Source organism: Streptomyces sp. NPDC047000, assembly GCF_040644295.1.
GTDB lineage: Bacteria > Actinomycetota > Actinomycetes > Streptomycetales > Streptomycetaceae > Streptomyces.
In genome coordinates, this window is record NZ_JBEYWE010000015.1 from 1 (window position 1) to 13,132 (window position 13,132).

General features: G+C 71.2%; 9 protein-coding genes and 1 pseudogene. 2 read left to right on the forward strand and 8 right to left on the reverse strand.

Annotated elements, in window-relative coordinates; translation table 11 throughout:
- Window positions 1-93: 93 nt before the first annotated feature.
- The 5 genes and pseudogenes from rpsD to ABZ862_RS22855 form a co-directional block, all read right to left on the reverse strand.
- A pseudogene (gene rpsD, locus ABZ862_RS22835) lies at window positions 94-669 on the reverse strand (30S ribosomal protein S4); the annotation flags it as partial.
- A gap of 359 nt (window positions 670-1,028) precedes the next feature.
- Window positions 1,029-2,384 carry a replication-associated recombination protein A gene (locus ABZ862_RS22840; protein WP_360960863.1) on the reverse strand — a complete coding sequence of 452 codons (1,356 nt, stop codon included), beginning with the start codon at window positions 2,382-2,384 and terminating at the stop codon, window positions 1,029-1,031.
- Window positions 2,385-2,440: 56 nt separating this feature from the next.
- Window positions 2,441-3,097: a vitamin K epoxide reductase family protein gene (locus ABZ862_RS22845; RefSeq protein ID WP_360960865.1), complete on the reverse strand. Its 657-nt coding sequence runs from the start codon at window positions 3,095-3,097 to the stop codon at window positions 2,441-2,443.
- Window positions 3,098-3,728: 631 nt separating this feature from the next.
- On the reverse strand, window positions 3,729-4,991 hold the full coding sequence (gene hisS / locus ABZ862_RS22850; RefSeq protein WP_360960867.1) for a histidine--tRNA ligase: 1,263 nt from the start codon (window positions 4,989-4,991) through the stop codon (window positions 3,729-3,731).
- Between the two features lie 11 nt (window positions 4,992-5,002).
- Entirely contained in the window at window positions 5,003-5,713 is a 711-nt protein-coding gene (locus tag ABZ862_RS22855) for an MBL fold metallo-hydrolase (protein WP_360960868.1), read from the reverse strand.
- A 178-nt stretch (window positions 5,714-5,891) separates the two neighbouring features.
- Between ABZ862_RS22855 and ABZ862_RS22860 the strand changes: the two genes are divergently transcribed.
- Both ABZ862_RS22860 and ABZ862_RS22865 read left to right on the forward strand, forming a co-directional pair.
- Window positions 5,892-6,710 (forward strand): peptidylprolyl isomerase, encoded by an 819-nt coding sequence (locus ABZ862_RS22860; RefSeq protein WP_360960870.1) that lies wholly within the window; start codon window positions 5,892-5,894, stop codon window positions 6,708-6,710.
- Between the two features lie 144 nt (window positions 6,711-6,854).
- The gene (locus ABZ862_RS22865) at window positions 6,855-8,084 is read left to right on the forward strand and encodes a DUF349 domain-containing protein (protein WP_360960872.1); all 1,230 of its coding nucleotides are present in this window, start codon (window positions 6,855-6,857) and stop codon (window positions 8,082-8,084) included.
- A gap of 370 nt (window positions 8,085-8,454) precedes the next feature.
- Here ABZ862_RS22865 and ABZ862_RS22870 read toward each other — a convergent pair whose 3' ends face one another.
- From ABZ862_RS22870 to secF, 3 genes are all read right to left on the reverse strand, one after another.
- A complete protein-coding gene (locus ABZ862_RS22870; protein WP_360960874.1) occupies window positions 8,455-11,037 on the reverse strand; it encodes a bifunctional (p)ppGpp synthetase/guanosine-3',5'-bis(diphosphate) 3'-pyrophosphohydrolase in 2,583 nt (860 codons plus the stop codon).
- A 425-nt stretch (window positions 11,038-11,462) separates the two neighbouring features.
- Window positions 11,463-12,002: an adenine phosphoribosyltransferase gene (locus ABZ862_RS22875; RefSeq protein ID WP_360960876.1), complete on the reverse strand. Its 540-nt coding sequence runs from the start codon at window positions 12,000-12,002 to the stop codon at window positions 11,463-11,465.
- Window positions 11,999-13,132 carry a protein translocase subunit SecF gene (gene secF, locus ABZ862_RS22880; protein WP_360960878.1) on the reverse strand — a complete coding sequence of 378 codons (1,134 nt, stop codon included), beginning with the start codon at window positions 13,130-13,132 and terminating at the stop codon, window positions 11,999-12,001. Before secF ends, ABZ862_RS22875 begins: the two co-directional genes overlap by 4 nt.

Consider the following 13,132-nt stretch of genomic DNA (forward strand, 5'->3'; position numbering starts at 1 on the left):
TGTCGGGTACGGGCTCCTGGGGAGGCTGTCCGACCGGCCGGATGCCCGGCGGTGCGGCGGCCTCGGCGCCCCCGGGCCGGTGACGGTCTCGGAGATCACCGGGATCTCCTTGCGGTTCGGGTCGCGGTCCAGACGGAAGGCCAGCGCGCGCAGGTTCACCTGCAGGTAGCGCGGGGTCTCGCCGTCGGGGGCGAAGCCGCCCTCGCGGGAGATCTGGAACAGCGTCTTGTCCCGGCTGCGCTCGCGCACCTGGACGACGTCGTCGGCACGGACCTGGTACGACGGCTTGTCGACCTTCTTGCCGTTGACCTCGATGTGGCCGTGGACGACCATCTGGCGGGCCTGGTAGATCGTGCGGGCGATGCCCGAACGCAGGACCAGCGCGTCGAGACGGCGCTCGAGGTCGATGATCAGGGCCTCACCGGTCTTGCCCTGCACCTTGGAGGCACGCTCGTAGGCACGGACCAGCTGGCGCTCGGAGATGTCGTACTGCGCGCGCAGACGCTGCTTCTCCAGCAGACGGACCTTGTAGTCCGAGTTCTGCTTGCGGCCGCGGCCGTGCTCACCTGGCGGGTAGGGGCGGGCCTCGAAGTACTTGACGGCCTTCGGGGTCAGCGCGATACCGAGGGCACGCGACTTCTTGACCTTGGGGCGGGACTGGTTCGCCATGAACCAAACACCTCATATTTTCTGTACGGATACGGCTTCACCAGGGTTAGGGGAGGTCGCAGTCCGCAGCCGGGGAAACCCGCCGGGCGCGGTACCGGTGGATCGTGGTACCGGTGGGCCTGGTGGGCAGCCGCTCCCCTGGTCTGGGCACATACGTGCAGCACGCGAGAGGCCCACCGGCCGGTCCCGGGAATCCGGGTGGTGGTGGGCTGCCCGCGACACCGTTCGACGGTGCGCGACGCTCCTGGAGGTCCCGGCGGACCGGGGTCTCCGGCTGGATGTCCCGTTCTGGTGGTGCCGGGTGCCCCTTACGGGGTCCGGACACGGGACGCAGCACTCCGCCGAAGTCTACAGGGTGTTCAGGAGGGCTTGCGGCCGAGGTGTCTGCGGGTCCACTCCACCGCGTCCGCGTAGCGCGCCTCGGCTCCGTGGCGGGTCGGGGTGTAGTACTCGCGGTCCTTGAGGGCGTCGGGTGCGTACTGCTGGGGGGCGATGCCCTCGGGGCGGTCGTGCGGGTAGACGTAGCCCTGGGCGTGGCCCAGCTTGGCGGCTCCCTTGTAGTGGCCGTCGCGCAGATGCGGGGGCACGGGGCCGGCGAGTCCCTTGCGCACGTCCTCCAGGGCGGCGCCTATCGCGGTGGTGGCGGCGTTGGACTTGGGGGCCAGGGCCAGGGCGATGGTGACGTGGCTGAGGGTGAGGGCGGCCTCCGGGAAGCCGATCATGGCGACGGCCTGGGCGGCGGCGACGGCGGTCGGCAGGGCGTTCGGGTCGGCGAGGCCGATGTCCTCGCTGGCGGAGATCATCAGGCGGCGGGCGATGAAGCGGGGGTCCTCGCCAGCCTCGATCATGCGGGCCAGGTAGTGCAGCGCGGCGTCCACGTCGGAGCCGCGGATGGACTTGATGAGGGCGCTGGCGACGTCGTAGTGCTGGTCGCCGTCGCGGTCGTACGTCACGGCCGCGCGGTCGACGGTCTCCTCCAGGGTGGTGAGCGAGACGGCCGTCTCGCCCTGGTCGAGGGCGGCACCGGCCGCCGCCTCCAGGGCGGTCAGGGCGCGGCGGGCGTCACCGCCGGCGATGCGCAGCAGATGGTCCTCGGTGTCCTCGGGGAGGGTGACGGCGCCCCCCAGGCCGCGTTCGTCGGCGGCGGCGCGGCGCAGGAGGCCGCGTACGTCGTCGTCGGTGAGGGGTTCGAGGGTGAGCAGCAGGGAGCGGGAGAGCAGCGGGGAGATCACCGAGAAGTACGGGTTCTCGGTGGTGGCCGCGATCAGGGTGACCCAGCGGTTCTCCACGGCGGGCAGCAGGGAGTCCTGCTGGGCCTTGCTGAAGCGGTGGATCTCGTCGAGGAAGAGGACGGTCTCCTTGCCGAAGCCGCCGCTGGCGCGGCGGGCGCCGTCGATGACCGCGCGGACCTCCTTGACGCCCGCGGTGATCGCCGACAGTTCGACGAAGCGTTTGTCGGTCGCCTTGGAGACGACGTAGGCGAGGGTGGTCTTGCCGGTGCCGGGCGGGCCCCAGAGGATCACCGAGGAGGGTCCGGCGGGGCCGCCGGAGGCCTCGCCGACCAGGCGGCGCAGCGGGGAGCCCGACTTGAGAAGGTGCTGCTGTCCCATGACCTCGTCGAGCGTGCGCGGACGCATCCGCACCGCGAGGGGGCTCGCTGACGGTTCTTTTTCCTGGCGTTCTTCCGCCGCCGCGGTGAAGAGGTCGGGTTCCACGCTGAAACCCTAAGTCACCCCGCCGGCAATCCCCTCCGGCCCGGTGACCGGCCGGTTCAGCTGGTCCAGAAGTCCCACCAGCGCGTGAGGATCAGCATGCCGATCACACCGATGTGCAGGACGGGCAGCACCCAGGTGAACTCGCCGAAGAAGCTCTTCAGCCAGCCGGGGGCGGGGAGGAGGGCGTTACGGACGTTGAAGGACGTGACGTACCAGAACATGATGATCGTGGCGGCCCAGGCCAGCGAGCACCACAGGCAGAGCGCGTTGATCCGGTACAGGGACTGGAACTGGAGCCAGGTGCAGAACGCCACGCCGAACAGGGTGCCGGCGTTGAAGGTGAGCCAGTACCAGCGCGGGAAGCGGGCGCGGGCGAGCAGGCTCACGCCGACGCAGATCACGATGCCGTAGGCGACCAGGCCGAGCATCGGGTTGGGGAAGCCGAAGACGGACGCCTGCTTGCTCTGCATGACGTTGCCGCAGGAGACGACCGGGTTGAGGCTGCATCCGGGGGTGAAGGTCTTCCCGGCGACCTTGGCCTCGAGGATCTTGAACTTGTCGATCGTGATGACCCAGGCGGCCAGCAGCCCGGCCGCTCCGGTGATCACCAGGAGCAGGGCGAGGGCGCGGCTGCCGCCCACCGTGCGCGGCGTCTGCCCGGCGCGCTCCGGGGCGGGGTCGGTGGAGGCGTCTTTCACTGTCGTCTCGCTCATCACGCCGATTCCGTCGGTTGAGAGTTGGATTACTTCGGGCACGGTCATTGTGCCGCACACGCGGGTAAGCGCACCGTTCGCTGCGGGTGGGAACCCGTGGCCCGGCGGGCCGGAGCGGCCTGTTCCGGACAGGGGCCGGGCGGAGGGCGGCGGGCCTGGGGGGTGCGGGTCGCCGGCGGGCCTTCGACTGGGGCGGGCCGGGTGATCCGCAGGTCAGCGGTGGTGCGGGCGGGTGACGGGGGGAGGGGGCGAGGGCGGCCGGGGCGGGGGTGCGTGTCCCGCGCGGGTCCGGCACGTTGGCCGCCACGCGCGCCCGGGGCCCCGTTTCGGGGATCCTCCGTCAGGACGAACCACCGTCCGCGAAGTTGACGCAGACGGTCACCACGGGGACGGGATGACGGTCCTGCGGGCGACGGGGAGGACGGTCCCGCGGGGACGGCAACGACAGTCCCACGGACGACGGGGAGGACGGTCCTGCGGTGGCGGGAAGACAACCGTCCTCCGACGGCGAAGGCAGCGTCCGTCGGAGGCGAGGGCGGTCACCGCCGGGGACGGCGTGGACGGTCGCCCCCGGGACGGCGAGGGCGCCGGACACGCCCCGCGGGGTGTCCGGCGCCCTCGTGCGCGGGTCTCAGCCGAGCCGGGACTCCAGCTCCGCCACGATCTCGTTGACGCCGACCGCCGTCTGCTCGCCGGACTCCATGTCCTTGAGCTGGACGACGCCCTCGGCGAGGTCGCGTTCGCCCAGGACGAGGGTGTAGCGGGCCCCGGAGCGGTTGGCGGCCTTCATGGACGCCTTGAGGCCCTTGGCGCCGTAGGAGAAGTCGGCGGCGATGCCGACCTTGCGCAGCTCGGTCACCTTGGTGAACAGCACCCGGCGGGCCTCCTCGCCGAGCGGCACCGCGAAGACGCTGGTGGCGGCGGGGAGGGCGAGTCCGATGCCCTCCGCCTCCAGGGCGAGGACGGTGCGGTCGACGCCGAGCGCCCAGCCGACGGACGGCAGCGCGGGGCCGCCGATCATCTCCGAGAGCCCGTCGTAGCGGCCGCCGCCGCCCACCGCGGACTGGGAACCCAGGCCGCCGTGGACGAACTCGAAGGTGGTGCGGGTGTAGTAGTCCAGGCCGCGCACCAGCTTCGGGTCGTCCTCGAAGGCGACGCCCGCCGCGGTGATCAGTTCGCGGACCTCCTCGTGGTACGCCTTGCAGGCGTCGCACAGGTAGTCGCGCAGCAGCGGCGCGCCCGTGAGCTGCTTCTGGACCGACTCCCGCTTGTCGTCGAGGACGCGCAGCGGGTTGATGCCGACGCGCGCGCGGGTGTCCTCGTCGAGGTCGAGACCGCGCAGGAAGTCCTGGAGGGCGGCACGGTAGACCGGCCGGCACTCCCGGTCGCCGAGGCTGTTGAGCAGGATGCGGAACTGCCGGAGGCCCAGGGAGCGGTACGCCTGGTCGGCCAGGATGATCAGCTCGGCGTCCAGGGCCGGGTCCTCGGCGCCGATCGCCTCGGCGCCCACCTGGGAGAAGTGACGGTAGCGGCCCTTCTGGGGGCGCTCGTAGCGGTAGTACGAGCCGGAGTACCAGAGCTTGACCGGCAGGTTGCCGAGCTTGTGCAGATTGGCTTCCAGGGCCGCGCGCAGCACGGAGGCGGTGCCCTCGGGCCGCAGGGCGAGCCGGTCGCCGCCCCTGGTCTCGAAGGTGTACATCTCCTTGGTCACGATGTCGGTCGACTCGCCGACACCGCGGGAGAAGAGGTCGACGCTCTCGAAACCGGGCGTCTCGATGTAGCCGTAGCCGGAGGTGCGCAGCGGGGCGGCGATGGCCTCGCGGACGGCGAGGTACGTCGCGGAGGCCGGCGGGATCAGGTCGTAGGTGCCCTTGGGGGCCTTGAAGGTGCTCACGGAAGGTCTCGTCACATTCCTCGTCGGGGAGCGGGTCCCGCTCCCTGGCCGCCGGCGGCCACCTGCCGCAGATACGGGTTGGTGGCGCGTTCACGGCCGATGGTCGTCTGGGAGCCGTGGCCGGACAGCACCACGGTCGAGTCGTCGAGCGGCAGGCACACGCGGGCCAGCGACTCGAGCAGCTCGGCCATGTCGCCGCCGGGCAGGTCGGTGCGTCCGATGGAGCCGGCGAACAGCAGGTCGCCCGAGAACAGCACGGGCGGGACGTCCGCCGCCTCGGGCATGCCGAAGGTCACCGACCCCTTGGTATGGCCGGGCGCATGCGCGACGGTGAACTCCAGACCGGCCAGCGGCAGCGTGGCCCCGTCGGTCAGCTCCTTGACGTCGGAGGGCTCCCCCACGGCCAGCTCGCCCATGAGCGGCATGCCGATGGCGCGGCCGAGGCCCTTCTCCGGGTCGCTCATCATGTAGCGGTCGGCGGGGTGGATCCACGCCGGGACGTCGTGCGCGCCGCAGACCGGGACGACCGAGGCCACGTGGTCGATGTGGCCGTGGGTGAGGACGACGGCGACGGGCTTGAGCCGGTGTTTCCTGACCGCGTCCTCGACTCCCTGCGCGGCCTGGTGGCCCGGGTCGATGATGACGCACTCCTCACCCGCGGCGGGGGCGACGAGGTAACAGTTCGTCCCCCAGGCGCCTGCGGGGAACCCGGCAATGAGCACGATCGTCCTTCGTTGTGTCGGTACGGGCGGGTCTCACGACCGCTGCGGCCGTGTCCAGAGCCTACCGGCGCTGCCGATTCCTCAGCGAACCCATATACGGTACGGGGCTACATGCAGCGGTCGGCGCACAGGCCGCATCCGTACCGGTCGGCACACGAGAAGTTGAGGAGAGCACCCGGTGGTCAGCCAGGAGCAGCGGCGGCGTCAGCTCGCCCGGGAGAAGTTCTTGCGGCAGCAGCAGCGGCGCACCGACGCACGGCGCAAGGCGAAGTTGCGCAACTCGGTGATCGCCTCGGGGCTCGCGGTGGTCGTCATCGGCAGCGTCGCGCTCTACACGTCCGGGGTCATGAAGAACGACGACAAGGCGAACGCGAGCGCGGACGTCACCCCGAGCGCCTCGGCCGCCAGCAAGGCGCCGGACCCCTGTGAGAAGGCCGCCGCGGGGTCGGTCAAGAAGCTGAGCTGGAAGAAGGAGCCGGCGGTCACGATCGACACGTCGGCGGACTACACGATGAAGCTGGCGACGACGTGCGGTGACATCGGCATCGCGCTGAAGACGTCGGCGGCCCCGCACACCGTGAACTCGTTCGACTTCCTCGCGGGCAAGGGCTACTTCGACCACACCAAGTGCCACCGGCTCACCACCAGCGGCATCTACGTGCTGCAGTGCGGTGACCCGACGGCGGCCGGCAGCGGCGGTCCGGGCTACACCCTTCCGGACGAGAACCTGAAGGACAAGACGCTCAAGAACAACATCTACCCGGCGGGTACGGTCGCGATGGCGAACACCGGGCAGAAGCACACCGGGGGCAGCCAGTTCTTCCTGGTCTACCAGGACAGCCAGCTGCCGCCGAGCTACACCCCCTTCGGCACCATCTCCACGTCCGGCATGAAGGTGCTGAAGAAGATCGCCGCGGCGGGCGAGAGCACCGGGCAGGGTGACGGCGCTCCGAACGCGACGGTCGTGATCAACAAGGCCACGGTCACGAAATCGTGATGTGTGAGGCTGCGGACAGGGCAATTTCGGTCGCGCGGGATGCGGACAGGCACGCCGCCGGTCGCCTATGTTGGCCGTGACGAAACTGTGGACGATGCCCGGGGGCGAACGAACCTCCCGCAGGCATCATGTGGAGGAGGCGCTGTGAGCAGCGACCCGTGGGGCCGCGTCGACGAGACGGGGACCGTGTACGTGCGTACGGCCGACGGTGAGCAGGTCGTCGGTTCCTGGCAGGCCGGCTCCCCTGACGAGGCCCTGGCCTATTTCGAGCGCAAGTACGAGGGTCTGGTCGTGGAGATCGGCCTCCTTGAGAAGCGGGTGCAGACCACCGACCTGTCGGCGAAGGACGCCCAGGCGGCGATCGGTCATCTGCGGGAGCAGATCGACGCGCACCACGCGGTGGGTGACCTGGAGGCGTTGCGGGCCCGGCTGGACAAGCTGGTGGCGACCGTCGAGGAACGCCGGGAGGTGCGCAAGCAGCAGCGGGCCAAGCAGTCCGACGAGGCCCGGCACGCCAAGGAGGCGCTGGTCGTCGAGGCGGAGGAGCTGGCCCGGTCCGATCAGTGGCGGGCCGCCGGTGAGCGGCTGCGGTCGCTGGTGGACACCTGGAAGGGGCTGCCGCGGCTCGACCGCAAGTCGGACGACGAGCTGTGGCACCGCTTCTCGCACGCGCGGTCGGCGTTCTCCAAGCGCCGCAAGGCGCACTTCGCGCAGCTGGACGCGCAGCGCGAGGACGCCCGCCGGGTCAAGGAGCGGCTGGTCGCCGAGGCCGAGTCGCTGTCGGGCTCGACGGACTGGGGGGTCACCGCGGCCCGCTACCGGGAGCTGATGGCGGAGTGGAAGGCCGCGGGCCGCGCGCAGCGCGAGCACGAGGACGATCTGTGGAACCGCTTCCGCGGCGCGCAGGACGTGTTCTTCGCCGCCCGCAGCTCGGTCTTCGCGGAGCGTGACGCGGAGCAGACGGAGAACCTGAAGCTGAAGGAGGAGCTGGCGCAGGAGGCCGAGCGTCTGCTGCCCGTCTCGGACCTGAAGGCGGCCCGTGCGGCGTTCCGCTCCCTCAACGAGCGCTGGGAGGCCATCGGCCATGTGCCGCGGGACTCCAGGCCGCGGGTGGAGGGCCGTATGCACACGGTCGAGCGGGCTCTGCAGGAGGCCGAGGAGACCGAGTGGCGCCGGACGAACCCGGAGGCGCGCGCGCGTGCCGAGGGTCTGACCGGTCAGCTGCAGGCGGCCGTGGACAAGCTGAGGGGCCAGATCGAGCAGGCGCGCGCGCAGGGCAACACGGCGCGGGCGGACAAGCTCGAGAGGGAGCTCGAGGGCCGTCAGGCGCTGCTGGACCAGGCGCTGAAGGGTCTGCAGGAGTTCGGCGGCTGATCCCCCGCCGGAGCGCCGGCAAGCACAGGAACGGCGGTGCCCCTCCCCCGATGACGGCGGGAGGGGCACCGCCGTTCCGCCGGGAGACCGGGTCCTGACATGACGCGGCCGGGCACCGGGTTCTGGGGTCGCGGCCGGGGCACCAGGCTCCGGCGTCACGGCCAGGCGCCGGGCTCTGACATGGCGGCGAGGCGCCGGGCCTCGACATCACGGCGGCACGCCGGGCCCCGACGTCACGGCGAGGCACCGGGCCCCGGCGCCGCGGCGGACGCCGGATTCTGACGTGGCGGCGGGACGCCGGGCTCCGGCACGGCGCCGGTTCCTGGACTCGCGGCGGGGCGCCGCACGGCGGGGCTGTACGGGGCGGTGTTCAGCGCTGGCGGGCCGAGGTGACCCGGTAGACGTCGTAGACGCCCTCCACGCCCCGTACGGCCTTCAGGACGTGCCCGAGGTGCTTGGGGTCGCCCATCTCGAAGGTGAAGCGGGAGGTGGCGACACGGTCACGGGAGGTCTGGACGGCCGCCGAGAGGATGTTGACGTGCTGGTCGGACAGCACGCGGGTGACGTCGGACAGCAGCCTGGAGCGGTCGAGGGCCTCCACCTGGATGGCGACCAGGAAGACCGACGACTGGGTGGGCGCCCACTCCACCTCGAGGATCCGCTCGGGTTCACGGGAGAGCGAGTCCACGTTGACGCAGTCGCTGCGGTGAACCGATACGCCACTACCGCGGGTGACGAATCCGATGATCGGATCGCCGGGGACGGGTGTGCAGCAGCGGGCCAGCTTGACCCACACGTCGTCGACGCCCTTGACCACCACGCCCGGGTCCTGGCTGCGCCGCTTGCGGCCGCGGGTGCGGGACGGCGGGACCGTCTCGTCGATCTCCTCACTGGCCGCCTCCTCGCCGCCGAGGGCCTGTACCAGCTTCTGCACGACGTTCTGCGCGGCCACATGGCCCTCGCCGATCGCCGCGTACAGGGAGGAGATGTCCGGGTAGCGCATCTCGTGCGCCAGGGTGACCAGGGAGTCGCCGGTGAGGATGCGCTGGATCGGGAGGTTCTGCTTGCGCATCGCGCGCGCGATGGCGTCCTTGCCCTGCTCGATCGCCTCGTCGCGGCGCTCCTTGGAGAACCAGCCGCGGATCTTGTTGCGGGCGCGCGGCGACTTGACGAAGCCGAGCCAGTCCCGGGAGGGGCCCGCCCCCGCCGCCTTGGAGGTGAAGACCTCCACCAGGTCGCCGTTGTCGAGGGTCGACTCGAGCGGTACGAGCCTGCCGTTGACCCGTGCTCCTATCGTGCGGTGGCCGACCTCCGTGTGGACGGCGTACGCGAAGTCGACCGGCGTGGCACCGGCCGGGAGCGCGATCACATCACCCTTGGGGGTGAAGACGAAGACCTCGTTGCGGGACAGGTCGAAGCGGAGGGACTCCAGGAACTCGCCGGGGTCCTCGGTCTCCTTCTGCCAGTCCAGCAGCTGCCGCAGCCACGCCATGTCGTTGATGGACGCCGCGTCCTTGCCGGCCCGGCCGGCCGGCCGGGGGGCGTCGGTACGCACCTTGGAGGCGCCCGCCACCGCGTCCTGCTTGTACTTCCAGTGCGCGGCGATGCCGTACTCGGCGCGGCGGTGCATGTCGAACGTGCGGATCTGGAGCTCGACCGGCTTGCCGTTGGGGCCGATGACCGTCGTGTGCAGCGACTGGTACATGTTGAACTTGGGCATCGCGATGTAGTCCTTGAACCGGCCGGGGACCGGGTTCCATCGCGCGTGCACGGTGCCGAGGGCGGCGTAGCAGTCGCGGACGGTGTCGACGAGGACGCGGATGCCCACCAGGTCGTAGATCTCCGCGAAGTCCCGGCCGCGGACGATCATCTTCTGGTAGACGCTGTAGTAGTGCTTGGGGCGGCCGGTGACGGTCGCCTTGATGCGGGCGGCCCGCAGGTCGGCCTGGACCTCGTCGGTCACTATGGCCAGGTACTCGTCACGCTTCGGTGCCCGCTCGGCCACCAGCCGTACGATCTCGTCGTACATCTTGGGATAGAGGATCGCGAAGGCGAGGTCCTCCAGTTCCCACTTGATGGTGTTCATGCCGAGGCGGTGGGCGAGCGGCGCGTAGATCTCCAGGGTCTCGCGCGCCTTCTTCTCCTGCTTCTCGCGCTTGAGGTAGCGCATGGTGCGCATGTTGTGCAGCCGGTCGGCGAGCTTGATGACCAGGACACGCGGGTCCTTGGCCATCGCCACGACCATCTTGCGCACGGTCTCCGCCTGCGCGGCCTCGCCGAACTTGACCTTGTCCAGCTTGGTCACGCCGTCGACCAGCAGGGCCACGACGTCGCCGAAGTCGCGGCGCAGGTCGTCGAGGCCGTACTCGGTGTCCTCGACGGTGTCGTGCAGGAGGCCCGCCATCAGGGTGGCCGGGTCCATGCCCAGCTCGGCGAGGATCGTGGTGACGGCGAGCGGATGGGTGATGTACGGGTCGCCGCTCTTGCGCTTCTGACCGCGGTGCCAGCGCTCGGCGACCTGGTAGGCGCTCTCGATCTGGCGCAGCGTCTGGGTCTCGATCTTCGGGTCGTTGCTGCGCACTATCCGCAGCAGCGGCTCCAGGACCGGGTTGTAGGGGTTGGCACGCTGGACGCCGAGGCGGGCCAGGCGGGCGCGGACACGGTTGGAGGAGCCGGCACGGGCGGGCTGCCCCGCGGCCGGGCGGGCCGCCGGGGCGGGGCGGTTCCGAGCCGCCGGGGTTCCGGTGGTTCCCTCCGCCCGGGCGGATTCGGGAGCGGGGGACGGCTTGGGCCGCGGCTGCTCGGCGGCCGTCTCGGCGGGCGCGGCCTGGGCGTGCTCGGCCGTCCCACGGGCGTCGTGCTTCGCGGGCTGCGCGGGCTCTGCCGCCTGCGCCGCCTGCGCCGAGGGCGACTCGGGCTTGGCGGCGGTCAGATGCTGGGCCTCGTCTGGCAAGAGGACTCCTCGTGCGCGATCCGGGTCCCCGGTCAGGCTCCGGAAACCCCATGGTAGCGATGCCTGGCCCGGGCATCGCCTTCAGACCGCTGCGGAGCAGGCCGTGCGGCGGGGAAACGTGGGGGCCTGCGGGTACTTCCAGGGTCGCTCCCGCGAGGTCGCTCCCGCGAGGTCGGGGTGACCGCCGCGCGGGGAGGGGGGCGGAGAGGGTGTTCGCCCCCGCCGCCCCTTCCCGTTCCCGACCCCGGGGGCTCCGCCCCCGGACCCCCTCGCGGGGGCGGTGCGCCGGGGGTCGCGGCGGTGCGCCGGGGAGCACGCGGCGCCCGGGGCATGCGGCGGGGGCCCGCCCGGGTCAGGGGACCGGAGTCGTGGGCACACGACCGCGCCCGGCACACGGAAGGCGTGCCGGGCGCGGGGGTTCGGGGTCAGATCTTCAGGAGGGACTCCAGGGGGGCGCCCGCCAGGGACGGTTCCAGGCGGGCCCGGCCGCCGAGGAAGCCGAGTTCCATCAGGACCGCCACGCCCGCCACCTCGGCGCCCGCGCGGCGGATGAGCTGGACGGAGGCCTCGGCGGTGCCACCGGTGGCGAGGACGTCGTCGACGACCAGGACACGGTCGCCCGTGCTCAGGTCCTCGGCGTGCACCTCGATCTCGGCGGAGCCGTACTCCAGGTCGTACGCCTGGCCGAGGGTGGCTCCGGGGAGCTTGCCCGCCTTGCGCACGGGGATGAAGCCGAGCCCCGCGCGGACGGCGACCGGGGCGCCGAGGATGAAGCCGCGGGCCTCCAGGCCGACGACCTTGGTGGCGCCCTGCCGGACGGCGATCTCGGCGAGCGCGCCGGTGAGCGCGCTGAACGCCGCCGGGTCCGCGAGCAGCGGGGTGATGTCCTTGAACATCACCCCGGGCTCGGGGTAGTCCGCGACATCGCGGATACGGCTGAGAAGCAGTTCTTCGATACCGGTCATCGGCGCTTCCCGGAGGATCGGCCGCGGCCGCCACGGCCGCGGGAGGCGGGCTGATGACGCGGGCCCACGACGGCGTGGGCGGCGTCCTCCTCGTCGAGGCCGGAGTCGGGGTCGAGCGGCGCGGAGGCTGCCCGGACCCCGGCCGTCTCCTCCTCGGCGGCGGCCTGGGCGCGCTTGGCGAGCACCCGCTTCCTGAGCGCCCTCATCTCCGGCTCGCGCTCCTTGAGGTCGGCGACGAGCGGGGTGGCGATGAAGATCGACGAGTAGGCACCGGCCGCGAGACCGACGAACAGCGACAGGGAGATGTCGTTGAGCATGCCCGCGCCGAGGAAGCCGCCGCCGATGAACAGCAGGGCGGCGACCGGCAGCAGGGCGACCGCGGTGGTGTTGATGGACCGCATCAGCGTGCCGTTGATGGAGCGGTTGGCGATCTCGCTGTAGGTCCAGCGGGTCTGCTTGGTGATGTCCCGGGTCTGCTCCTTGAGGCTGTCGAAGACGACGACCGTGTCGTAGAGCGAGTAACCGAGGATCGTCAGCAGACCGATCACGGTGCCCGGCGTGACCTCGAAGCCGACGAGGGCGTAGATGCCGGTGGTGATCGTGAGGTCGTGGATCAGGGCGACGAGCGCGGCCAGGGCCATCCGCCATTCGAAGGCGATCGCCAGGTAGATCACGACGAGGACCATGAAGATCGCCAGGCCCTGCCAGGCCTTGTTGGCGATCTGCTCGCCCCAGCTGGGGCCGACCAGGTCGGCGTTGATCTTCTCGGTGTTGACCTTGAGGTCCTTGGCCAGCGTGTCCTTGATGGCGTCGGACTTGTCGGTGTCGATGCCGGAGATCTGGATGCGCAGGCTGCCGTCACCGAGCTTCTGGACGATGGCGTCGTGCCCGGACGCCTCCGTCGCGAAGTTCTCCGCCTGGGTCACCGAGGCGCTCATGTGCTTCGGCGTGGTGAAGACCGCCCCGCCCTGGAACTCGATGCCCATGTTCAGGCCGCGCACCGTCAGGCCGAGGATGGCCGTGATGGTGATGAGGAGGGAGACGCCGTACCAGAGCTTGCGGTGGCCGATGAAGTCGTAGGCGACCTCACCGTGGTGGAGTCGGGCGCCGAGGCTGCCGAGCTTCGACAT